The sequence below is a fragment of the cyanobacterium endosymbiont of Rhopalodia gibberula genome (assembly GCF_003574135.1).
Taxonomy (GTDB): domain Bacteria; phylum Cyanobacteriota; class Cyanobacteriia; order Cyanobacteriales; family Microcystaceae; genus Rippkaea.
On record NZ_AP018341.1, the window covers coordinates 397,046 to 423,909 of the forward strand.

A 26,864-nucleotide genomic window follows, 5' to 3' on the forward strand; every position below is an offset into this window, starting at 1 on the left:
ATTCTTTTCAGAAAAGTAGAAATCAACAAATATTAACTCAACTCCTACTTGATGATTAGTAATGTAAAAGAAAACTAAATATAGAATAAGCTAGATAAATAACCATCATCCTCTAGTAAAATATCTTCATTAAAAATTTGGTTGTTAAATTCTCTGGATTGCTCAGACTACCATTTAGTAATTTTTTTGTAGGAATAAATAGTTGTCCTGATAGCTTCATTTATTTGTCTAGATAGTCTTCGATTTACTAAATTTCTCTCTGTCATAGTTTTGATTTTTTCAAGTTCTATATTAAAACCATCTTAAAATATCTGTTTTATACTAGACTATTTTTAACTTCCATTAGATTAGATATTAATCTTAATTGTCAGTAAACTTGTGAAAATATTTCCATTAATGGTTGAGATTATCAGCTAAATTGTGCTATATCTAGATATCTTGAAAGGGTAAATCATTAGGGATAAATTCAAGAATGACAAAATTGGGAACTCATTTGATTGTCGACGCTTGGCAAGCACCATCAGATCTCCTCAACGATCCCGAACGAATTCGCCATGCACTCTTAGAAGGAATTACTGCAGGGGAGGCAACCCTGATTGATTTATGTGTTCATCATTTTAGTCCTCACGGTGTTACTGCTACAGCAACTTTAGCTGAGTCCCATATTGCTATTCATACTTGGCCTGAATACGGTTATTTTGCAGCCGATTTGTTTTTCTGTGGACAAGGTGATCCGGAACAGGCGTTAGCTATTTTAAAAACTGCTTTGCAAGCTCAACAAGTTCAAGTGAAAATCATCGAACGAGGGTTTCCTAACCTACTTGATCACGATCCCTCTCTTACTACTATCTGTCAAAGTGTTGCTTAGAGGTTACTAGATAAACCTTAAAAAGGATAAAAGTATTCTGACTCGTGATATACGGCAAATTCTCCTGCCAATAACTATGCTATGTAACTTAGTTATCGCCTAACTCACCCTACTCAAAGATTAAATGTTCTGTTTATAAATAGATTTTTAATCCTTATACTTAATTATTAATTTTATCTAGAGACTTTTGTAGATAAGATTTCTGTTTTTTATTTTAGGTTAGATTATTGACTAATTTATTAATTTTATTATGTTAGTTATAAAGTATTTTTCCAAAAAGTATTTATTTCTAAAAGACAAATTACTTTTTGAAAAAAAAGATTTAAAAGTTGTTTTAGTTGTCGCTAATTACTGGCTTTTTAAGGTTACGAAAAAATGTGGTCTAATAAGCTGTTGACCTTGATAAACATAATATTTTTAGAGTTACCACTACAGATGGCTATTGTCCTACTCTTGAAAAACGTTCGGGGACCAAAGCCATTAAAATAGTTTACGATAAAAGTTGCATAAAACTTACTAAAAATGAAGTTAAAGAAACTTGTTTAGATAAACTATCCTAAATATTTACCAAAATTTTTATAAATATTGGCATCCATAAAAAGCATTATTTTTAGCATAAATTCTCGCGTAATATATAGATTTAAAACCTTTAAATCTGTAACCATACAGTGTATTATAACCTTTTTTTTATTTTTTTAAAAAAAAGATAGAGATATCATTTCTCTTTTATTAGATTAAATTTCTAATTATAGGTTAGTAGAAAAAGATAAATATAGTCTTTTTTTTTTATTATTTCAGTGGTTTAGATGATTTTTTATGTGTATAGAAACTTATCAATAAGTGTAAAAACAAGTAGTTAACTTAGCATTTAGTTTGATTAGAGCCGCAACAGCAGTTATTTTTGTTCTTCGATTAGATAGAATGGATCTAATCCAAAATAAAGATAACTAATATGGAACACGGTCTTTTGTGGCTACCTTTACTAATTATTTTCTTCTGGTTAGCTTGGAGTGGTAAAAATGAATACCAAAAACTTGAAGCATATCGTCAATGGGCAGAAAATTTTGATCAAGCAAAATATGATATTTTAGCAATCATTGGGGTTAAACAAAAACAAATAACCTGGGGAAAACCAACGCACCCGCTTCCACAAAATTTACCTTCATTTTCTCTAGAAGATGTCACCGGCATTCGTCTATTAGTCAATAATTGCCCAGTAGACATTAGTTCTTTGCCCACAAAAGGAAATCCAACAATAGAATTTAGTTTTGCAGGTAATAAAGCCTCTATAAAAATCCCTTTTACCCAAATTGACTTGGCAGCAAGATGGCTACTTTTTTTAGAAAATCTTAGAAAAGAATTAACATAATATTGAAATATTAATCAACAAAATATTAAGTAAACGTTGGACTAAAAAACTAACTAAATTTATAAATTTATAAGCTATATTTTTTGGCAATTAACTTCAATTTATTGTTAATATGTTTTGCGATATCTTAAGTTATTCACTAGTAAAAATATACCATAATTTCTCTAATACAATATCTAACCTAATTATCCTATAGTTTTTGATATAAATCAGTTAATCTCAATGATTATGATACCTAATTTTAGTTTTTCTTAAAAACTTTTCTAAATTTATATCTAAATTGAAAATATCTTAAGATAACTAGTGAAATTTGATAGATTCTGTTAAATTTAACTTTTAATTATTAACTTTTATTTTCTTCATTATTTAGGTAAAATACATACTCTTTTATTTAAAATTTTTTAAACTAGTAAACTAGTATTTTAAGCTTTTATCTTCCAGTAAAATGAGATCTTAAAAATTATCTAATTTAGTATTAATTTGTTTTCTAATCTAAAATTTTAACAAATAAATTTTAGATTGTAACACTGTTTAATTAATAATCCTTTTAAGGGAATATTCTTATATCTATACTCACCTTTTAAATTTTGGTTACAACTTCTTTTCTACAAGTTTAAACCCGTATTGCTATTTCTTTTAACTTTATTTTTTTTATAATTTATACTTCATTTTTTTATTTAAAAATACTAAGATTAGATGACAGTATTTCTATATTTCAATAGCTAAAATTCTTCTATTTATAAGTATTAACTTAAATATTTAAACGTTATTTATATTTCTTGTCTATTTATTCGATTACCATTAGCTATATTCTTAATATTATTATTTAATGTCTCTTGAATAATTTTTGTCTTTGAATTTTTAATATATATATTTATTGTTAAGACTATTTAACTATTGTGTAAATGTATTTTTACATCGATTATATATCATGTGTTAAACTTCAAAAAAAATAAGTTACTAGTAAGTCTACTTTTATTTGATTCAGAGTTTGATAATTAGTGATTATAAATTATTCTGAAATTAAAATATAAATTATTGATAATTTAAGTAAAAATACTGAGTTTAACGTTAAAATTGATTTTTCTTAAAAAGAAAATATATTATTCAAGTCAAATATGTTTATATTCTTTATACGAACATAATAAGTCTAGTGAAAATCTCAAACTATAATCAAATTCAAAAATTTTGTCAATAAAATAAATGAGTGTCAAAATAATAGCCTATATAAAATATAGGCTATTATTTTGAGTTATTGTTAAGTGTTCCTACAAGTATATTATTTTTAGTTTTGGCACACTTAATGCTATAAAATTTTTGAAATTTTTTAAAACCATAACTGAGAAAATACTACTAAAAAAATAGAACAACTTCTTCAAAGACTGACAGTTTATTTAAAGAGCTAGAAACATATTAATTCATAGCAAAAATTTAAAGAATAAAAAAGTTATAATTTTAACTAATCACTTTTCTTAAAAAAGAAAAAAATTATGTGTAAGTATTATTATATATAGAAAGTTAGAAGCCAATAGCTTTATCAAAAAAATATTTTACTAAGTCTTTTAGATAGAAATTAAGAATATAAAGACAAAGCTTGATTATAAACAATATGTTTTATTTTTTAATTCAATAACTTGGTATTTTCATTTTCCATATATCTATGGCATTAAATATTTAACTCTGTGTAATGAATAAGACCCTTATAGGGATTTTCAATTAGGTAGCTTAGATTAACAGTAGTAAGCAAACTAGCCGATTCTATCTCTATCTGTTACTACATCAATCATTTTATTGAGACCATATAGAATATAGGAATTTTTGAGATAGAGATAGTAAATATTTTTTGATTTTTGACTAACAGTCTTAAATAAGATTAAAACTAGAAAAATAAGGGAATAAAAATACGACTTATGCTTTTTATAGATTCCATCAGTTTTCTAACTTTTGTTACTTTATAAACTGGTAAATTATCCATTATTACATCAGCCTCTAGCCATATTTATAATTATAGCTAAAAACTAAGTATAGCAAACAATTAAATTAACATAATATTTTTATATTTATTATTTAATATATATCTAATAAACTAGTTTTCTTGCAGTTACTCTCAAAAAATAGAAATTTATAGCTAGCTTAACTATGATTTTTTTAGTTAAAACTAGGTATAAGAATCCTAACCTTATCTATATAAGTCATAAAAATATAAATTTATTCAACAAAAAATATTAACTTTGAATATCAATTTTTATTTAAATTAATATTTATTTGTATAAATTATTTAATAATATTGAGTTATTTGTCCTTATTTAAAGAAATTTATCTTATATAGTTTAAATAAAAAAATGACAATACTATAGTTTATTTAAAATATTTTGTTGGTTATAGAAACAAAAATATACAAAGAAATAGTGAAATAGTTATAAGTTTAAATAAAGAGGTTAATATAGATGTTTTTTAGATCTTAAAAAGATTATAAATATGTTACTAACAATCCCATACTGTAGAGATTTTATTATAAATATCTCGTGTAATAAAACAAGTCAATTACTAATCAGCTTAGAAACTAAAGACATTAAAATTATTAGTTGTTAAAAAATATTTTTTAGGATCAAAAAAAATAATAATTTAATTAAAAAATAAAGCTCAAAATAAGTTTATAAAGATTTATTTATAATAAATCTTTATAAGAGATATCTAAGTTTTCATAGAATATCTCTAATTAATAGAGATAACATTCTCGTCAAAAAACTTAGAAAAAGTAGTATTTATTGATTATAAAAATATTTTTAAATTTGATTTAATTAGTTGGTTTTAGTTAATTTATTACCCAATATTTTTTTTTAAACTATTTTTATTTCCTACAGTTACTTTAACTAATTTAGCTAAGTAATAATAATTTATTTTATTTCTTTCTTTTAAAAAATTAGGTAGAGTTTGGAAGTATACCTCTGATTTTTTTACTTTATGATAGCAGGAAGTCTTATAATTTTAAATCAAATTTTTGACGATAAACTTTTAATAAAACTCTCTTTATTTTCATTTTATGTGACTCTGAAAAAAATTTATATAAACCTTTAAAAAATAATGTCTGATATGGGAGGTTAAGCTCGAATAAAAGTTATTAGTTTCTTATTAAGATATATTCTATCTTCAACCAACTCTACAAAATAAATTTTTATTATTACTATCTACTATTCCTGTGTACCCATAAAAGGGCTAAGACTTGCTAAACTAGGGTGGACTAGCATCTTTGTAACTATCAGGCTGACGCTCTGTGCCCCATGGTTCACATCAAGCACATCGAACTCTCTCACTTTAAATCCTTTGGTGGGACTACCTCTATTCCTTTTATGACAGGGTTTACCGTAGTTTCTGGTCCTAATGGGTCAGGCAAATCAAATATCCTCGATGCATTACTATTTTGTTTAGGACTAGCCACTTCAAAAGGAATGCGGGCTGAACGTCTACCTGACTTAGTCAACCATAATCATACTAATAATCGTAGGACTCAAGAAGCGAGTGTTTCTGTTACCTTTGATATCTCTGATTGCTCAGACTTACACGAGTTTAGTCGAGACAGCTCTTCTGTTAGTCAAGTTACGGTAGCTGATAATAATGGAAATAGGGATAGAAATACTCTCTCAAATGAGTGCAAAAAGATTAACAATAAACACCTGGTCAGTAGTAGTGAATGGACAGTAACCCGACGGTTACGGGTAACAAAAGGTGGAAAATATTCCTCAAATTACTATGTTAACGGAGAACCTTGTAATGTTAGTGAACTCCACGAACAATTGAGCCGTCTGCGGATCTATCCTGAAGGGTACAATGTTGTGTTACAAGGAGATGTTACAAGGATCATCTCCATGAATTCTAAGGAAAGACGACAAATCATTGATGAGTTAGCAGGGGTGGCCGAATTTGATCGCAAAATAGAAAAAACAAAAGAAACCCTTGAAGAGGTTAGGAAAAGAGAAGAACGCTGTCGCATTATTGAAACGGAATTGAGGCGATCAGTAGAAAAATTAGCAGCAGATTGTATTAAAGCCGAAAAATATCAGAAATTAAAAGCTAAAGTTCACGAGAAAGAACAATGGGAAATTGTTTTGTTTTGGCAGTCTTTACAACAAAAAGTGATTTGTCTTACTTCTCAAATTACCATAGGCGAACAAGAAGTTAATAAACTTAAAGAAACTCTAATTAACCTCACCCAACAAATTGAAAAAACTAGCAATGAACTAGAACAGCTGAACTGTCAGGTTAAAACGTTGGGGGAAGATGAACAATTAACTATTGCTTCCAAATTAGCGACTCAAAAGGCTCAACAAACTCAACTTCAACAACGACAACAGGAATTAATCACCCAGGTTCAAGAAAAGCAAAAATCTCTTGAACAAACTCAGATTATGGTTACCCAATTTGAACAAACATTCATCCAAGTGACTCAAGATTGTTTGGAACTCGAAACCAATACTATTCCCTTTCTTGAACAAAAACGCAATCGTATTTATCAAACCTTAGAAATGGGACGAGAACAAGCTAACGCGATCGCAGAAGCTTCTGATGCTTGGGTTCAAGAACAAGTGTCTCTCAGCCGCAGAATTTCTGCCTTTCAAAACACTCTTAACCCTCAAAAAAATCAACAGGCACGACTAACAGAACGTCGTCATCAATTAGAAAGTACAGTTATAGATGAAAATAAACGATTAGAAATAACTGAAGAAGAACTTCATAATCAACAACAAGAATTAAAAACTTTATCTAACCAAATCACAACATCAATAGAACAAATACAAACTATTGCCCAACAATTAACAGCAACAGAAACTGCTCAAAACATCTTACAAGAAACTCAAGATCGTCTCATCAAAGAACATCGGGAAAAACAACGCCAACTTGATCGTCTTGAAGCATCTCAACAGGCACAACAAGAAGTTCAAGGAACCTATGCTACTCAATTAATATTAACCTCTGATCTTCCTGGGGTTTATGGACTGGTTGCTCAACTTGGACAAGTAGACCCTCGTTATCAACTGGCCCTAGAAATTTCTGCTGGAGCAAGATTAGGCTATGTAGTGGTGGAAGATGATACCATTGCGGCAGCAGGAATTGACTTATTGAAACAAGCAAAAGCAGGACGGGCAACTTTTTTACCTCTGAGTAAAATTCGTCCTTCAAGAGTGCAAAATAATCCTTTGTTACGTCAGTCTTCAGGGTTTATTGATATGGCGATTAATTTAGTCATTTGTAAACTAGAATTTTCTAAAATATTTGCATATATTTTTGGCAATACAGTTGTCTTTGAAACTCTTAAGGATGCTCGTGCTCATATAGGAAAACAACGTATTGTTACTCTAGAAGGAGAGCTTATGGAAACTAGTGGAGCGATGACAGGGGGAAGTAAGCCAAAACAATCAAATATTCGTTTTGGAACTCAAATAAGAAAAGAATCAAAAGAAATAAAATCTATTAGAAATAGATTAGAAGATTTAGATAGTTTATTATCTATAAATGAAAGTAGAATAACGCACAAAGTAACTCAAACAAAAGAACTATCTAGGACTTTAACAGAAGCTCGACAAAACGAAAGAGAGCAACAATTAAAATGGAAACAAATCAACAAAGAAATTCAAAAGTTAACCGATCAAAAAAGTCAATTAAACTTACAATTAGTTACCCACAAAGAGGAACTAGAAGTTGTCGATAGTAAACTAGTTATTTTAGAAGCAGAAATTTCTACTGTTGAAAGTAAGTTAAATGCCGAACAAAAACAGCTAGCTGAGTTAGAAAAGTCCCAAATAAATAACGAGTGGCAAAAAATTCAAGTGTTGATTAAAACTCAAGAAAATCAGTTACATGAACGAGAAAAAAAACTCAGACAAGAAGAAGAAAAACTTAAAGATAGTCAGAGTAAAGCTCAACGACTTTTAGAAAAAATCAATGAAGGAAAGCAGCTTATAGAATGGAATAAAAATCAAAACCTAGCTATTACTAATGAGCATAAAAACCTCACTAAAAAAATAGATAATATTTCGAATGAAACTCAAAAATTAGAAAGTTTATCAAAACAACTTGATCTTAAACTAGGGAAAACTAAAAAAGAACGCGATCTTTACGAAAGCACTTTACATTCCTTGCAAAATAATCATCAACAAAAAATATGGCAATTAGAAAAGTTAGAAATTACTCAACAAGAGAAAAAAGAAACCTTAATAAGTTTGAAAGAACAGTTAAAACTTCAAAAAACTGAACTTCCTGATCCCTTACCCAAGATTCATTTACTCAATAAAATCAACCTAGACAGTACGGATTTGGCACCTCATATTAAACAAATACAAAAGGAAATTCGTAGTGAAAAAAAACGTCTTGAAGAAATGGAACCTGTCAATATGTTGTCTTTAGAAGAGCACGAAAAAACTCAGAGTAGATTAACTGAATTAACCGAAAAGTTATCAACTATAGAAGGAGAAAGAACAGAATTATTATTAAGAATAGAAAATTTTACGACCTTAAGATATCGTTCCTTTAAAGAAGCATTTGATGCAGTTAATGAAAACTTTAAAACTACTTTTGCTACCCTTTCCGATGGAGATGGCTATTTGCAATTAGACGATGAAGATAAACCCTTTGAAGGCGGGTTAAACCTAGTTGCCCATCCTAAGGGAAAACCGGTTCAGAGGTTAAGTTCCATGTCGGGAGGAGAAAAATCTTTAACAGCTTTAAGCTTTATTTTTTCTTTGCAAAGATACCGTCCTTCTCCTTTCTACGCCTTCGATGAAGTAGATATGTTTTTAGACGGAGCGAATGTGGAAAGATTATCAAAAATGATCAGAAAACAGGCACAACAAGCCCAGTTTATTGTAGTTAGTTTACGTCGTCCTATGATTGAAGCGTCGGAAAGGACTATCGGAGTAACTCAAGCAAGGGGTGCCTATACTCAAGTATTAGGTATTAAACTATAAATAATAATTTAATACTTTCTTCAATGACACTCTCTTAATCTATATGACATATGTACATTATCTTTACTTGTTTTATTATTAAAAAATAATTTTATCTAATAAAGTAATCTCTACTTTTTAGCTTAAGTAAAATTATAGCAAATATCGATTTTGTCTATTTTCTACTATAGAAGATAGCCTGTAAAGACTAAAATAATCCGTAAATTCTTCTTTTAATTAACTTTAATTTACTATTAATATTTTCTATTGTTTCTTGGGTCATTACCTAATCAAAATTGGCAGTAGTCTCTTAAATCTAACTTTTAATTTTTTTTATGCCTTTTTAACCTCAATTAGTTAATCAAAATAATCTTAATACGTAATCTTAATTTTTTATCGTAAATGTTCTCAATTGTTTTTATTATTAACAATATTTCTGAGGAAATTTGCAAAGTTATATATACCTATATTAGTTTATTTTTTTGTTATTTAATTTTTAATTAAATATGTTTAAAACACATATTTGCTCTTATTGAACTCTAACAGAATTTTATATTTAACTAGTATCTTTAAGCTTTTTAGTTTCTGGTTAAAGGAGTTTTACTTAATTATTTAATTGAAGATTAATTTATTTCACTAAAAAAAATTTATCTGCTACTATTTCTACTAATTCAATTTGTGACATTAACTGATTAACAATATTCTTGCCAGGTTTTTCAAGCAAGCTTTATATTAACCTCTTTGGTTTCTATCAAAATCTTTTCCATAAAAGCTTTTTTTTAAAAGTATTTAGCTACGTTACTATTTTTGGAAATTTTCTTATTGCTATAATTTCTAAACTCACTTTTTTATTTTTAAAAATTAATATTACATAGTATTCTTTGTATTTTACAATTTAATTAATAGAATTTATTATCTATAATTTTAAACTTTAATTATTGGGTATTATTTTTACTTTTTATTCATTTAATCAATCTGTTTCACTAAACTTTTAATGTAAATATTTAAAACCTTAATAATAACTATAATTGTATTATTTCTGCTTTTTCTATGTTTTTTATGTCTAAGGCAAACATCTAATAGTTTATCCATTATTTTGATAATTTTTTTAGTAGTTTACTTATACTAAATACAAAATAATATCCAGTTTTTTTATTTCTCTTATGAAGAAAGGTAATAATTACTCCTTGTTAATTTAAGATTTTACTCATTAAATAAAATATTATATTTCATCCTGTCAGTATAAATTAAGTAACAGTGTGGAGTTTAATATAATTGTATTTAAACACAAACTATGTATGAAATTAAGCTGTATAGTAATTGTCACTTTTAATAGGTTGATTGTTGATAATCAAATTTTATATTTATATTCTTCTCACACGACGTATTTAGTTTTATTTAAACTCCTGTAAGGATCTTCGAAGATAAATATAGTTTATATTAAGTGGTTAAATTAACTTTTTTCTAAAAAAAAATAAATTATAAAATATAAAGTTTATTGAATTTTTTTTTAAAAGAACTCTCAATTTTATACAAAATTCCTTTTAATTAGCTTAAACAAAAATGATAATAAAGTCTGAAATTTGCTCTGATAAAGTGGTTGAACTGAATATTTGAATATATCGTTGAGTCTGTTGGCATTATTATTTTTGTCTACACTTTAGACGTCTACCACCGCTACTTCAAAAAAAACTTCTACTTAATTTAACTTCTTCGGTAGAAAACAAATATCTACTATCAGCAACAACAACTATAACTGTATTATTTTTGCTGCTCCTTTGTCACAGGACAGTTGTTTTGTTCTGGACTTTATAGGTGACAGTTGCGAAACTGTCCTACTTTTCTTACCTATTAAAAATAAAAATAGTATGTTATTATTATATTCGGTATCAATTTCAATGAATCGTGGTGTGAGAAAAAATAAGTAGAAGAGCATTTGGGGTCGAAACATGGCGAGACTCCCGAATGCTCTTCTCATCAGGGTAAGAAGTACTATTTTTACAGTCTCAGTCGTACTGAGTTTCTATAAGTGATTAACTCGAGTTCGTTTTCCGGCATTGAAACGAGTTTTGGATGTTAAGTTACTCGTCAAACAGTATCATGGTGGGTATTTTGGCTGATTCTAGATAGAAGGTCTCAATACAGAATAAAAGACGATCTATAGACATAGTCTCTGGTCTCGGTAGTTCAAGATCGCTCATCATGATGATCCAACGCATATCTTAGTGAAAGTGCTTCGGGCAAACTATATACGAATGATAGCCAATGACAATAATGAAACACGACAAATATATCCTGGCGATAGACCTAGGGACTACGGGGAACCGTGCCATTCTTTTTGATAGAGAAGGCGCGATTGCTGGTCAAGCATATAAAGAATTATCCCAACACTATCCTCATCCAGGTTGGTTAGAACACGATGCAACAGAAATTTTGCAAGACACCCTTAACGTTATTTCTCAGGTTTTAGAAAAAAGCCGAATAGAGATTACGGAGATCGCAGCCATCGGTTTGACCGTACAACGGGAAACTTGTCTCTTATGGGATAGGACTACGGGAAAGCCTCTACATAAAGCCATCGTATGGCAAGATCGTCGTACTTCCGATCTATGTCATGAACTACACGAACAAGGAAGAGCCCAAGAAATTATTCAAAAAACTGGTCTGATCCTCGATCCCTACTTTTCCGCCACTAAACTCGCCTGGTTGATTAATTGGGTTAAAGAAAACAAGCCTCTAGTCAACTTTGAGAACGTCATCGCTGGAACCATTGATACTTGGATGCTATGGAACCTAACAAGGGGTAAAGTTCACGCTACTGACCATAGCAATGCCTCTCGTACTATGCTAATGAACCTCGAAAGCCTAACTTGGGATCCAGATTTATTAGAATTGTTTGGCATTCCATCAAGTCTCATGCCAAAAATTCAAGAGAGTATGAGCTATTTTGGTCAGACCGATGTCGATGTATTAGGAGCGGAAATTCCTATAACTGCTATTTTTGGTGATCAACAAGCCTCCCTATTTGCCCACGGTTGTGACCGTGAAGGATTGCTTAAATGCACTTATGGGACGGGCTCTTTCCTAATTCTCCAGGCTGGCAAAGAAGTCATACGCTCTAAAAATCGACTTCTTTCTACTGTAGCTTGGACAACAAATAAGTCTGCTAACTATGCCATAGAAGGAGCGATCTTTACCTCTGGAGCGGCAGTTCAATGGTTGCGTGACGGCGTAAAATTAATTAATAATGCGAACGAAACTGAAAACTTAGCCTATCAGGTTTCCGATACTAACGGAGTTTATTTTGTCCCTGCGTTGAGTGGATTAGGAGCGCCTCACTGGGATATGTCAGCTAGAGGAGCATTTTTGGGCATAACTGGAGGAGTCCAGCGAGAACACATGATAAGGGCAGTATTAGAGGCGATCGCTTACCAAGTCAAAGAAGTAGTTGAAGCTATCAATAAAGGGTCAGACACGGGAGTGGCCCGTCTCAAAGTTGATGGAGGTGCTTCCCAAAATAATTTCTTAATGCAGTTTCAAGCCGATGCTTTGGGAATTCCTGTTGAACGTCCTGTAATACTAGATACCACTGCCCAAGGTGCCGCTTTTGGAGCTGGGTTGACCGTTGGTTTTTGGGACAGTTATGAAACCCTAATTGCTAACCGTAAAATTGATCGAGTCTTCAACCCTGGAGACAATGCCCCTAAGGTTCAAGCTAACTTCATTTCTTGGCAACGGGCAGTAGAACGGGCTAAAAACTGGATTCAATAGTACATCTTTAAGACTGAAGTCCTCCTTTGATGGATCAATCAGGGAAGTGGGCGGAGATAGTCAGAAAGTAAACTGTCCCTCATCGTAATAAATAAATATCGAGTGAAATTCTCATCTATAAAGCTAAAGCTATTTAAGTTCATTTTTTTTACATTTGTCTTTGTGTGACGCTGTGGCTTAGCTGTTTCTCATGTTTCATCAGAGCGATACAATTAATGAAAATAATTTAACAAATTTAGGTCATAAATTGAAAATAGTACAATTCAAGTGAAGTTGCCTACTTCCTATTCAATATTAAACCTCTTTAGAATTATTAATCTCATGACGACTACTATCGCTCAGATTAAACACTCCCCAAAGAGGAGTGTGGTAAGTTATAAACCTTGCTATTCCAAAGATGGATATGGAATTCTCTGCTATCATGTGATTTCTTTACATGATCAAGGTGATCTAGGTCGTATTGAGGGGAGTGATAAAATTCCTTTTGTGGCAATGTAATTGTCTTTAAGCCTCCCTCTTCATTAGCCTGTTGTTGAATTAGATTTAATCGGTAATGAGGACTCTATCTATGAAATCACTATTTTTGACTCAGAGTTTATAAATTTTCTCATTGAGACGATTAATACTTCTACAGAAGTTTGGTTTATCTATTTTTCTCGAGTATTCTATCGCAGATTACTGCATTTCAAAAAATCTCCCTCCTCATCCTTTTACAGCGGTTTTCAACTGTGGAAACAGTATCAGAGCATTAAGTGGGAGAGAAAAGGGTTAAGAGCAATGTTTGATAGATGCTACATCTATACCGTTTCCTGAAAAACTGCCGTTGAATGACATATTTAAGGAGTAACCTCGTGGCACTGTCAACAAGATATTTACTAGTTGGATCAATTGAAGCGTGCAGTGGCAAGTCCGGGACAATTATCGGACTTGCTCATCATTTAAAGCAAAAGGGATTTTCTGTGGCTTATGGTAAACCCGTCGGAACCTATTTGGAAGATAGCTCGACTCTAGGGAAGGAAGCTGATGTACAGTTTATCACTGATGTTTTGGGCTTAAAGCCAACTCAGATGCGATCACCTTTGTTATTCCTAGAAACAAAAACTGTTGAGAAACGCCTTAAAGGAGAAGATACTAAAGACTATACCCAATTGTTAAACCAGTCTTATAGTGACATAGAAGCTGATGTGGTAATTCTCGAAGGAGCAGGAACACTATGGCAAGGAAGTTTATTTAACTTATCGGTAATAGATGTTGCCCATACGCTCGGCGCGTCGATTATGTTAGTCGCCCGTTATCATTCCCCTTTAGTGGTTGATAGCTTTGTTAAAGCTAAACAGCAGTTAGGCGATCATCTGACAGGAGTGATTATTAATCATATTCCTGTCAACGAATTAGAATCCACTCAAACTCTAATTAGACCCTATCTCGAAGGACAAGGAATTAAGGTTTTGGGAATGTTGCCGTCAAGTAGTTTACTCCATAGCGTTAGTGTTCGTGAAATTGCTCACCAGTTAAAAGCAGATGTGTTGTGTCGTGGTGATCGCTTAGATTTAATGGTGGAAAGTCTCACTATCGGGGCGATGAATGTTAACTCGGCGTTGGAATATTTCCGCCAAGGACGACATAAAGCTGTGGTTACAGGAGGTGATCGCACAGACTTACAACTAGCTGCCTTGGAAACCTCCACTAGTTGTTTAATTTTAACTGGACACATTACTCCTCAACCTTTAATCATCAACCGGGCTGAGGATTTAGAAGTTCCCATTCTTTCAGTCAATCTTGATACCTTACAAACGGTAGAAATTGTTGATAGTACTTTTGGAACTGTTAGACTTCAAGAACAAATTAAAATAGATTGCATTGAACAATTAATGACTGAGTATTTTGATTTTAATGGATCGTTCCAAGCCTTAGAATTTAGTTAAATTGATGCGGGTGTATAAGTTAACTGGTATTAGACTTTACATTCGGTGATCAAGGATTTTAGATTTAAAAATTTTTTGGCTAATATGATAGAAAACCCAGATAATCCCTTTTTTAAGCTCAATTATAAGCCCGTTATCGAAAATCTGGGTGATGATTATTATGATCAAGTTGTTGCTGCTGAATTTCCCCAACAGATTCTTCGTTTCCGCAATAATGAGTTATTACCTTTGTTCGGTTTATCTTCTCAAGCTGTATCCGATAATCATTTCATTGAAGCCTTTGGTAAATTCCAAGGAGTTCGTCCTTTTTTAGCCTTACGCTACCATGGTTACCAATTTGGGCAGTATAATCCTCTTCTAGGAGATGGACGGGGTTTTCTTTACGGACAAATACAGGGGACAGACAATCAATTGTATGATTTTGGAACTAAAGGATCAGGTCAAACTCCTTATTCTCGTGGTGGCGATGGTAGATTAACTTTGAAAGGGGGGGTTAGGGAAGTATTAGCTGCCGAAGCGTTACATTCTTTGGGAGTAAGAACATCACGTTGTTTAAGTTTAATTGAAACTGGAGAGAAGCTATGGCGTGGCGATGAACCGTCCCCCGCTCGTTCATCAGTGATGATTCGTGTTAATCGTTCCCATATTCGTTTCGGTACTTTCGAACGGTTATATTACCTGAAACGTCCCGATTTAATTCAGAAATTATTAGACCATGTTATTGATATTTACTATCCTGAAATCGGTCAATCTTCAGACCGTTACTCCCTCTTCTATAGAGAATTAGTCAAACGAGTTGCCAAATTAGCAGCACAGTGGATGGCAGCAGGATTTTGTCATGGAGTATTAAATACAGATAATATGTCAATTACGGGAGAAAGTTTTGATTACGGTCCCTATGCTTTTATTCCTACCTATGATCCAAAATTTGTTGCTGCTTATTTCGATGATGGCGGACGCTACAGTTATGGAAATCAATCGTTTATTTGTCGTTCGAATTTAGAGATGTTACATCTCCCTTTGATGACAGTCATTCCTTTATCTCAGTTAGAAGAAGCTTTATCAAAATTTGATTATTATTACCACCAGTTTTATCAAAAATTAATCCTGAGAAGATTAGGATTCGATAATTTAATGATTGCTGAAGGACGAGATTTAGTGGAAAAAACATTAGAAGTTTTACAAGAAACCCAAATAAGTTATTTTGGATTTTTTGAAACTTTATCTCAACAGTTCAATTATGGATGGCGTGAAGACAGTCTAACTATTTTAGAAAACAAAACATTATTCCTTGCTGATTGGCGAGGTTGGTGTAGGATTTATCATCGAATTCTAAATCAGTTACCTATAGAAATGATGAAAAAAGTAGAAGATTGTTTACGAGTTTATAATCCAAAGAGCAGTTTAGACAAAGAAACTATTGAAGCAGTTTGGGACGCGATTACTTATAGAGATGATTGGCAACCTTTTTATAACCTAATTAAAAAATTCCAATTGAAAGGGTGATTGATATACTCTAAAGTCGTCTTTGATAATATTTTTCTATTTTATATACAGCTTTTAAGAGAAAAGAGCCTAACAGTTCAATCAGCTACATCGGTTGATAATCCTAAGGTTATCAGCCTAAAAATATTTTTCTTAACTAAAAAGACCCAGCCATGACCACGAGTTAGCTGAGCCTTTCTGAAGTTAATGTTATTTATGGAGCCGAGCAGAGTTGAACTGCTGTCCAGACTGGGTATTGACTGTCCGCTCATTCACAGGTTTAGTTCTTTTGATCCGCAGAACGGGAACCATTCTTTATCCCGAATGGTGGGATACTCTAGTAAGGTCTTTACACAATAGCCAACTAGAGATAGCTAGTGAGTGCATCCGTTGGGTTTAGGCTTCTAGAACTTAACGGAGTCACCCTAGAAGCGAGCGGACTCTTTAAAGAGTTCAGTTATGCAGCTACTGCTGCACGCTCAAATTTAACGATTTTATTCGCAGTTACTTTTTTGTTTGAGCCTTGGATTTACGAGAGAAGACTCACTCTCGACCTGAATCACGGAGAAGATTTCGCCAACCTGTCGAAACCGTTGCGGCCCCCCGTATAGGCCTATCCATAATTATAGGTTCTAATCTAAGATATTGGCAACTTAACAAAGGATGATTATCTAATTTACTTAACTAATTATCGTCTAGGACCGATGGCGTAAAGAACTTTTATGGAGTTGTCACTAAACTTCTAGTTATTGTGATTGCATTTTTGCTTATGGGAACATTGCATATAAGTAGCTTTAAATAAACGCTAAAAAAACCAAATTATTTCGTGTCTTTATATACTAAGTTATTTTAGTTAAATTTATTTAACCATGACTAATACTTTTTAAAAGTAATTTTTTTTATAAAAACTTTATTTTACTGCCTTAGCTAAATTATATTTATCTTTGGATACACTTCCGGTAATTCTATGAGTTTTATTTTAAATAATTACCTTTCTATTACATTTAGTCTTGTACTTTGAAACTAAATAATCCTGTTTTATCTACCTCTTTATATAGGAATTTTTTTTCTATACTTCTTTATTTTTAGGACATAGGTTAATTATCATATTCAGTTTTGTTCGTTTTTATTGCGAGTCCTTATTTTGCAAGATCATGTATTATTCCAGTAGTTCATTTTACTTTTTACTTTTTTCTCTTTTTTGAAAGAAAATAATTATTTACTATTAGCAACTTATCCCATACTATTTATAGTAGTTGTTTAATATGTTTTCTATTTTCTTCAATTTAAGTTATTTTTCTTATATTTATCAATAGATATCGCAATCTTTCTTTCATCATTATTTTGAATAAAATCTTGAAGTTGTGAGTTAACTTTTATAGTTATTATTTTTCTAAGTCTATCAGCTAAATTTTTAAGCAGACTGAGATCTAAAATAATCGCTATTTTTTAAATGTTTTTCCATTCTGCGTTTAGAGAAGCTTATCGACTGAGAGGATAGTCTGCTTATTTAGAAGAATAATTCAACGGGTTTAAAAATATATCCCTTCTAGATTAAGCTTAACCGCTGTTTCATAGCAAATTACTTCAACATAAGTAAACCAATTACCAGAGTAATTTAAACATTTTCTAGATTCTACTATTTGTCATCTTTTAGTTCCCTACACATCATCTTTATTAGTAGAGATACCAGCTATCAAGAAAATTTAATTTATGCTATTGCAAATTTTTTTGTAGTTGTTTTTTAAGAAAATAAAGTGATTTTACTAACAACTATACTTATCATTATCACAACCATCAAGAAACCCTTATTTTCTATTTAGTTTGCTTCTAACACACCAGCAAAATTTATAGATCAAAGACACTATATTAAGAAATACAAAGAACAAGTAATTTGTCAACTTATAGCAGTTTCTAACTATAGATTTAATTACTATTAAAAGCAGCAAATTAACTAATTAATTGTATTTTTATAATTTATTAGTTAAAGCTATAAATTACCGAGTTTTTGAATGATAACTTTACTAAAAACAAAGCTTTTAGTAAAGTTCTTTTTAGAAAAATCTAAAAATAGAAACGTGACTTATTTTTAGATTTATTTTAAACAAGTGGATAATGATCAAGGTATATAAACACTGGTCGCTATCTTTTAGATTATTCTTTTGTAGGGTGACTAACATGGATATGTTTCTAATTTTCAACCGTTAGTGTTACTTAAGTTATTTAATAAAAATTATTTAATCTCTTTTTAACCTTGTTAACTTGCTAGTCAGTTAACTTAAATATAAGGGTTTTAACTCTAGTCTAGATTCCTCCTATTTCCATCTTTTTATGTGTCTATTCAATTATTAAACCCCTTTTTTAGTCCAGTTATTAGTTACGGTTAACCAATAATTTAAACCTAATAAATTTAGATTTTTTAAACAATTTTTTTATATAGTTTTTCGAAGTATATCGTATTCGCATCAACTCAAGTTTTTACATCGATAAATTGTTACGCAAACTATCGAGAAACCAATTTAAAATAAATGGTAATTATCTTCACCTTCCACACAATTGCTGACAATCTAATTGCACTAGCCCTATACTTTTGTTTTTTGATAAATTTTTCTAGCTTTACCTAACTTAAATAAAGAACCTTCTTATTCAAATCTTGGAAAGTTTCTTAAACGAGGATATGAAATTAGTGAACCAAAGTCCTTATAGCTAACCCTGTTAATACACTTACAGTCAATTTCATAACTTGATATAGTGAAGCTACTAATGTGAACAGATACTAAGGTGTCAGACCTGATGGACTTATATTACCCTCTGGGATTTTTACTGATCTTACTAGCGATAGGGATTACACTCTATCTAATAACCCCTCGTCGTTATCAGTCCTCTAACACAGTGGCTAAATCCTATGATGAATGGACTCAAGACGGTATTTTAGAATTTTACTGGGGAAAACATATACACTTAGGTCATTACGGTTCGCCACCTCGAAAGAAAGATTTCTTGACAGCTAAGTCTGACTTTGTGGATGAAATGGCCAAATGGGGAGGGTTAGACCAATTGCCTCATGGCACTACTATTTTAGATGTAGGTTGTGGCATTGGTGGAAGCAGTTGTATTTTAGCCAAAGATTATGGGTTTGATGTAACAGGAATTACTATTAGTTCCCAGCAAGTTAAACGCGCCCAGGAATTAACCCCTAAAGGCATTAATGCTAAATTTAAGGTAGACGATGCCCTAGCTCTTTCTTTTCCAGATAATAGTTTTGATGTGGTGTGGTCCATTGAAGCAGGTCCCCACATGGTAGATAAAGCCAAATATGCTCAAGAAATGATGCGAGTACTGAAACCTGGTGGCTTGTTGATCGTAGCTGACTGGAACCAAAGAGATGATCGCCAAAAGTCTTTTAATTTCTGGGAAAGACTTGTAATGCGTCAACTTTTAGATCAATGGTCTCATCCAGCATTTTCTAGTATTGAAGAGTTTTCTGAACTATTAGCAGAAACGAGATTAGTAGAAGGACAAGTGACAACAGCCGATTGGACACGAGAAACTCTTCCTTCTTGGTTTGATTCTATTTGGCAAGGAGTTGTTCGTCCTGAAGGATTATTCCGTTTTGGTCTGTCGGGATTTATCAAATCTTTGCGTGAAGTCCCCACTTTATTATTGATGCGTCTTGCTTTTGGTCGTGGTCTTTGTCGATTTGGGATGTTCCGCGCAGTTAAAGTTAATTCTTGTCCAGAATTAACCGAAGCCAATACGGAGAAAATAATTCAAACTTAAGGAATTCATTGCCATCAATAAAAAGGTAAAAGTTAATTGTAAGTAGGTGGACTAAAATACCACTAAGCTTGTGGCAAGTAGAAGTACGCATTGACAAGTTATGTTGAATATTGATTGTCTGAAATAGATAAAACAATCATTATTTAATCGAATAAACTTAAAATTGCTCAATTATCTCTAGGTTTTCAACTAACTGATGCTCCTCTTTTTGATTTAGACTCATAAATTTTAGCTGTTACCATAATTAAATCTAACTCTTAGTCATGAGATAAATTTCTAAAACATCTTGGACAAAAGATTACTTCTTATAATGTTAAAGTTCAGCAATTAAATATCAAGTATAGGAGTCTAAATGACACTTAGCTATTAGCCTCTTTCTAATAATTCTAAAAGCCTTCCTTTATTCTAGACGACACCCACCATACCATTTTTCTACTCTTTATTTTTAGTGCTCATTTTGTGTTCTAGAAAACACCATGCCTAAGTTCATCTGTCAATATATCACTTCTACTTAAGATAAATTTTCTAGGATCTCTCCAGGTTCGAGCAGCTTATATCAATCTGCTCAAACACTATCGAGTTCGGGACTACAGTGAGCGAAATATTACAGCTTTAGCATGGGACTTTGGAGTAACTTATGTGCAGCACTATTCTATTAGTTATCATTAAGAGATACAAAGGTTAAAGCTGACCCCGAACCTAGACGTTGATGTATTGTTTTATAGTTGCCTTAACCATCGACGACAGAAAATTTTACAAGCTCTCAAATACTTAAGACTGGGAGTAGAGAAATTACTTAGTGTTTACGATAAAGACCGCGAGCATTGGATTAAGAGATAAAAGTTTATCATTAACATTCACTATTACGAAGCTAAGGTGATGGAGATTGTACGCTTATTGTACCTATCAATTGATCAAGTTTGTGTTGTACCAAAACCAAAATAAATACCTCCCTCAAAACTTCCTTATAAAAGGGAATCGCCTGCGTCGACTACGATAATTTAGTACAAATCTATGTTAGCCTGATTCAGGTAAATGCTTCTAACTTAATAAACCTAATCCAATGTGGCTATAAGCTGTTTTGTAGCTAGAATCAAGCAGTAATAGTAAAACGAATTTTCAAGGGAAGAGTCATCAGACTACGCGTAGTCTGATGGAAATTTCGGTCTTTCTAGACCCAGTTACGATAAATCAGTGATTAGTCTAGAAGAGCACTTATTTTTGGGAAAAAAATAAGTTTTACTAAATTAAAATAGCTATACTTATAATATTGTACCTCGTTAAAAATTAACTAGTAAACATAGGAAATAGGGGACATTTCGATAAACTTAATGTCAACTCAATCTTTTAGAGAGTAACCTTAAAAACAATTATTTCTTATTTTTAAAATAAGCTTCCATGACCTGACGCACCATAAGAGCAGCGACTGACCCTCCACCCCCGCCGGAATGTTCAGCAAAAGCTACCACTACAATTTCTGGCTTATTATAAGGAGCATATCCCCCAAACCAGGCATGGACTTTCCCTGGAGGGGCCTCTGCAGTACCAGTTTTCCCTGCCACAGGTGGTAAATTTGGCGAATTTAAGGCTTTTCCAGTTCCACTTGACACAACTGCCCGTAGTCCTTGTGTTAGGGTTGTAATAGTACTAGGTTTAAGATTCATAGACGTTCGCCATTTACTCACATCCTCGTCTCCTTTCAAGAAATGGGGTTTAACTCGATAACCACCATTAGCAGGAACAGCAAACATAATGGCTACTTGTAGAGGAGTTGCTTGAGTAAACCCTTGTCCAATAGACATATTCACAGTATCTCCATCAGTCCATCCCCAACTGTAATTTTTTCGTTTCCAAGTATCATCGGCAATTAACCCTCGCGCCTCTTCTTCTAACTCAATGCCAGTTTTGTCTCCAAAACCATAGTTGCGAGCCCATTTAATTAAGGTTGGACCTCCTACCCCGCGGCCGATTTGTCCATGAAAGGTATTACTACTCCATGCCATCGCCCGAACATATCCCATCGGTCCAAATCCAGCCCGATTCCACTCCCCGAAAGCCGTCCCCCCCACATTAAGATAGGCGAATGTATTCAAAACTGTATTGGGGGGATATTTCTCTGTTTCCATTCCAGCAGTCGCCGTAACTATTTTGAAAATCGAAGCAGGAGGAAATCCCCGTAAAGCGCGATTAACAAAAGGGTCTCCTTGACTACGCCATTTCTCCCAGGTTTCAGTATTAATTTGGCTAGAGAATACATTGGGGTTGAAGCGTGGATAACTAACCATGGCCAAGACTCCTCCGTCTCTTGGATCTATTGCAACGATCGCCCCTTTACGTTGACCTAGAGCGGCTTCCGCTGATTTCTGTACGTCTAAATCTAAGGTGAGAGTAACGTCTTTTCCCGCCTTTCCAATTTTTTGCCCCAAGACTTTCACTACTTTTCCTACGCCGTCTACTTCTAGCTGTAAGCCCCCCCATTCCCCTCGTAATTGTTGTTCATAAGCCGCTTCTACCCCCATTTTACCTACAGTATCTCCTAGACGGTATCCTTCAGAACGACGTTTAGATAATTGTTCAGCATTAAGTTCTCCAGTGTATCCTAAGACATGAGCTGCTAGGTCTTGGTTAGGATAGTTTCGTACACTTTCGATATCGACTTCAAGTCCGTTAAGTTCACTTTTAAACTCTTCTAGAGCAGTAATTTGAGCGGGGTTAAGACTCCGGGCGACACGGATCAGAGTGGAGGGATTATAGCCTGCTTGTTTAATTTTTCGTTCAATATTATCTTCTGGAATAGATAAAAGTTGGGATAGATAGCGTAAATTTTCTTCCCAGTTAGATTCTTTGATGACAACAGGCCAAAGATAAGCAGCATGGGTTAAGCGAGTTGAGGCTAAGACTCTACCTTTGCGATCAAAAATATTACCTCTTACAGGAGGTTTAGGAATTATGCGAATACGATTATTTTCGGCTTTTTCCCGATAAACTTCCCCTTCCAACAGTTGTAGATAGACAAGACGTGACCCAATTCCCCCTAATAAAATTAAACTAATTAAGGACATAATTAGCCAAGGCTGACGTTTTTGTCCGATAGTACGATTGGTCTTCTTTTGTCTTGTGTTGTAAAAACCATGACTATAACCAAACATTGGTATTTGCCATTTGGACTGGGAATGGGAAGAATCGGTAAGCCGCATATCGTCTATTCAAGAATTATTAACGTACTAGGATAGCTTTTTTAACACTATTATTTTTAGTATAGAAGTGTTGAAGTTAATTAAAAACCCCTAAACTATAATCTATGACCGATACTAATTCTCTACTTTCTTATTTACCAGAAGGCTTTTATAAAAAATTAAAAGTTTCTGATAATCACTGACAAAACTTACGCCAACGTGGTTAAACTTTTTCTATATTTATCATTTAAACTCATAAGAAAATCAGAGTTCTAAAAAAAGATACGTTAACTTATAGAGAGATCTTAATTATTGCATATCTACAACAGTTAAGATAAGATATTATGTTAATTGAACAGGTAATTTTAGTAAAAAGTTCACAATTGTAGAATATTTTCTATATAGAAACTAAATATATTTAAATATTAAATTCGCTCTCAAAAACAGAATTAAAAGAGGTAATTACGACGGAGTATAATTATACTTATATTCGATTTTATCAAGGCTATGAACTTTTTAGTAAAAACATCTTTAATATTAGACTAATCCTATTTTTTTTTAAAAAAAATCAAAGATAAGTTTCTCAAAACCGGAAGATATCTACCATTAGATTAAGTTTACTTCAGCTAATATTAGTCATCATAAGGTCACTATTCAAGCCAATAAATATATTTAAAAACTTGCTTACTAATTGATGTAATTGACTATCTTCTCTATTTATTTAACGTATAAGATAAGAAAAAACAACAGAGTTAATTTAGTAATTGCAAGTTGTCTTCAAGGTTATTTCTACAATACAACAGAGGATTTGATACTCTTTTTATCTATTCATTTATCTAAATAAAAATCCTTAATATTTTAGTTTTCTTACTTTTCATAAGGAAGTATTTATAATTACTATCTGAGCATCGAAATACTCAATTGTATCAATTAGATTGGGGATAATTTCTATTTTTTCTTTACTATCGTTAAACTTCTTTAAAAGGTTTCGAGAATGTATTTTACCTATTGAAGGCAGTCTAGGAGTAAACCTCCTATCAGTCTTGGTAAAATGATGCAATAATTAGACATTGATACACCTTACTTTTGATATTGATAAAACGTTAAACAATAATTTTTTTTTAGGAAAATATTTATATTTATCTCAGTCCTATTTGCTAAATATATAAGTAACTTAACTTTTTTAAAAAACCTATTAATCTTAAAATTAATTAACAAAATATAATTCAGTTTTCTGTTTTGATGACAACCTCACTTATAGCAAAGTATAAATTTATTTTATCCGTTCTTCTTTAGGTAAGAATAAATGCTTTATTGAATTAGATGATTTATTGTTTTAATTTAGCTTTACATAGTTAATTACATACTTTAGGGAAATTGAATGAACTATTAGTTCAACAATAAACTCCTAATAACAATATTATTATCATCATCGTTTAAATAATTGGAAATATAGAGTGGAAGAAATCATCAAAAATAAAAAGAGACGAAAGTTCGTGTTTAAAGCTTTAACTTTGATGAAATGAAAACTTTTAATATATAAAGGATTTGCTACAAATTAAGCTGTATTTTGTGCACATCTACTTATCTTAATTTAAAGAAAATAAAGGTAAAGTTCACAACAATATAAAATATAGGTAAAAATTAACCAACCTTTTTTTATTAGGACACAAATTATATAATCTTATACTCTTAATTTGATTAATATCATTGCCGACTTTAAGTCTTTTTTTTAGAAAAAAATTAAAAGTTATAACTATAATTTTAAATATTTTTTAGATCTAGAAAGATAGTTTTTATATTTATTTTTAAGTTTTTTAAAAGTTGTTGTTAAACTTTAATAGTTGACATCAACTTTTGTAGAAAGAGATTATTGTTATTACTTTTTAGATAGACTTTTTCCAGTTACTATTGTATCTCTAAAAGGTTAGAACTCAAAAATAATACACTTATCATATTTTGATTTTTGTGGCTACTTTTCTTAAAACTTAAGTTAGTAACTATCAATAAATTAGAATATTTTTTGACTAGGTTTTCTAACAAGAAAATAAGACAAAATTAAAAGTATACTGTGATTAATAAATTTTGAATTATCTAATCTTTCTCCTCAATTTTCTACTTTTATATTAAGAGTATTAACGTCCTCTAATAGGTTTATTTTTTTTATAAAAAAAGGATTTATTGAAAGTTAAATATTAATAATAATATTTTTATCTTTAAAATTAGAAGAAGAAAAAAAACAGAAATTAAGTTTGTAAATTTTAATAGTACTGATAGTAAATATCTTATTATAAGTATTTTTACTAACGGTTATTTCCACTGCTGTCTGAAAGTTGAATAAATAAATATTTCAACCTTGGTAAATTTCTAAAAATAATTAGTGTATTTTTGATACAAAGTACTACTATGATTTTTTATGACTATTTTTTCTTGACCTTGACTTCTTATTAAAGATTTTTTGAAAAACATTACAACTTAAAATACAACTAATTTATGATGATATTTTATGTATTTAACTACAATTTTAAGACCATAGAGTAATACAATATCATTTACAATGATAATTATACATTTTATAAAAAAAATATTTTTTATAAAATCAATATGAATTGCCTACTTATTTTTAACTGTCCAAATAACTTACCATATTAGAGCTAATTTAGATCAGATAGTAATTTTTTATAGATAAAAATATCAGAATATTTATTGAAAAACTATGAGTATATGTTGAATCAAGTTTATTTTTTTTCTCACAGTGGATACCTATAAATTAATAAAAAAATTTAAAAAATAGTAAAGGTTTTATATCTAAAAAATAAAAGTATTGAGTATCACAAATAAATATCTACACAATTAAATATTTTATCTAAAAAAATTTAAATAACGATAAAGTTAGTATCTACAAAGGTTTTTTCTATTTCTAATTTAGAGAAAGTAAATATTTAGATTAATTTTCAAAAACTAAAAAATATAAAGTATTGTATATTATATTTTTTTATAGTGTACTTTTGTTAATCAATAAAAAGCTAAAACTAATAAATATAAATTTTAAAAAATAAAGTAATCAAGATAGTATTTTATTGCTAAATAAGTACAACATAATTAACCTAAATCAACTTAACTCTCAAACTTCAAATATTGAAAACAATATCTAAATCTTAATCAAAAATTGATTTGTATATTAGTTGCTTTAGTCTTGCTATCTCCTCTAGAAGTAGAACTTAGAAACAATTTAAGAGACTTTTAATCATGAGCTCTATATTATAACCCCATTAACTTCCTGATCAGGTTTACTTATTTTATAATATAGTTAGCAATATTTATTTATACAAAAAATTGAATAAAAACAATTATAATATTTCTTATATATACTATTTATTATCGTAATTTTAATAAAATCAGAAGGTATTTATTACGGTCCGATTTATAATGGAGGGTAACCTAGAAAATTCAATGTGTTGTTACTTAAGTATTGCATAAAGCTAATATACTATAATTCATTCAGAAATCCCTAAATAGATTAGGATTTCTAGATAAAAAGTTAAAACA

9 protein-coding genes and 1 other RNA gene are annotated in these 26,864 nt (G+C 31.0%); 8 read left to right on the forward strand and 2 right to left on the reverse strand.

The annotated features are described in order from the left end of the window. The first annotated feature begins 472 nt into the window (after positions 1 to 472). From speD to RGRSB_RS01325, 7 genes are all read left to right on the forward strand, one after another. Positions 473 to 868, forward strand: coding sequence for an adenosylmethionine decarboxylase (gene speD / locus RGRSB_RS01300; protein WP_119259495.1), 396 nt, complete (start codon positions 473 to 475; stop codon positions 866 to 868). A 952-nt stretch (positions 869 to 1,820) separates the two neighbouring features. Next, positions 1,821 to 2,237 carry a hypothetical protein gene (locus RGRSB_RS01305; protein ID WP_119259496.1) on the forward strand — a complete coding sequence of 139 codons (417 nt, stop codon included), beginning with the start codon at positions 1,821 to 1,823 and terminating at the stop codon, positions 2,235 to 2,237. A 3,281-nt stretch (positions 2,238 to 5,518) separates the two neighbouring features. Then, a complete protein-coding gene (gene smc / locus RGRSB_RS01310) occupies positions 5,519 to 9,199 on the forward strand; it encodes a chromosome segregation protein SMC (protein WP_119259497.1) in 3,681 nt (1,226 codons plus the stop codon). A 2,253-nt stretch (positions 9,200 to 11,452) separates the two neighbouring features. Then, on the forward strand, positions 11,453 to 12,949 hold the full coding sequence (glpK, locus tag RGRSB_RS01315; RefSeq protein ID WP_119259498.1) for a glycerol kinase GlpK: 1,497 nt from the start codon (positions 11,453 to 11,455) through the stop codon (positions 12,947 to 12,949). Between the two features lie 321 nt (positions 12,950 to 13,270). Further along, entirely contained in the window at positions 13,271 to 13,447 is a 177-nt protein-coding gene (locus tag RGRSB_RS09935) for a hypothetical protein (protein ID WP_172582007.1), read from the forward strand. Between the two features lie 353 nt (positions 13,448 to 13,800). Continuing rightward, complete coding sequence (locus RGRSB_RS01320) at positions 13,801 to 14,874, forward strand: phosphotransacetylase family protein (protein ID WP_119259499.1); 1,074 nt, start codon at positions 13,801 to 13,803, stop codon at positions 14,872 to 14,874. A gap of 84 nt (positions 14,875 to 14,958) precedes the next feature. After that, positions 14,959 to 16,380 (forward strand): protein adenylyltransferase SelO, encoded by a 1,422-nt coding sequence (locus RGRSB_RS01325; protein ID WP_119259500.1) that lies wholly within the window; start codon positions 14,959 to 14,961, stop codon positions 16,378 to 16,380. Between the two features lie 193 nt (positions 16,381 to 16,573). Here the strand turns inward: RGRSB_RS01325 and ssrA are convergent. Continuing rightward, positions 16,574 to 16,962, reverse strand: a transfer-messenger RNA (tmRNA) gene (ssrA, locus tag RGRSB_RS01330). Positions 16,963 to 19,152: 2,190 nt separating this feature from the next. Between ssrA and RGRSB_RS01335 the strand changes: the two genes are divergently transcribed. Continuing rightward, positions 19,153 to 20,139, forward strand: coding sequence for a methyltransferase domain-containing protein (locus RGRSB_RS01335; RefSeq protein ID WP_119259501.1), 987 nt, complete (start codon positions 19,153 to 19,155; stop codon positions 20,137 to 20,139). Positions 20,140 to 21,509: 1,370 nt separating this feature from the next. Here RGRSB_RS01335 and mrdA read toward each other — a convergent pair. Next, the gene (gene mrdA / locus RGRSB_RS01340) at positions 21,510 to 23,288 is read right to left on the reverse strand and encodes a penicillin-binding protein 2 (protein WP_232014594.1); all 1,779 of its coding nucleotides are present in this window, start codon (positions 23,286 to 23,288) and stop codon (positions 21,510 to 21,512) included. Positions 23,289 to 26,864 lie beyond the last annotated feature (3,576 nt).

Coding starts and splice junctions, on each gene's coding strand:
- speD (WP_119259495.1), top strand. CDS start 473: ATGACAAAATTGGGAACTCATTTGATTGTCGACGCTTGGCAAGCACCA.
- RGRSB_RS01305 (WP_119259496.1), top strand. CDS start 1,821: ATGGAACACGGTCTTTTGTGGCTACCTTTACTAATTATTTTCTTCTGG.
- smc (WP_119259497.1), top strand. CDS start 5,519: ATGGTTCACATCAAGCACATCGAACTCTCTCACTTTAAATCCTTTGGT.
- glpK (WP_119259498.1), top strand. CDS start 11,453: ATGAAACACGACAAATATATCCTGGCGATAGACCTAGGGACTACGGGG.
- RGRSB_RS09935 (WP_172582007.1), top strand. CDS start 13,271: ATGACGACTACTATCGCTCAGATTAAACACTCCCCAAAGAGGAGTGTG.
- RGRSB_RS01325 (WP_119259500.1), top strand. CDS start 14,959: ATGATAGAAAACCCAGATAATCCCTTTTTTAAGCTCAATTATAAGCCC.
- RGRSB_RS01335 (WP_119259501.1), top strand. CDS start 19,153: ATGGACTTATATTACCCTCTGGGATTTTTACTGATCTTACTAGCGATA.
- mrdA (WP_232014594.1), bottom strand. CDS start 23,288: ATGTTTGGTTATAGTCATGGTTTTTACAACACAAGACAAAAGAAGACC.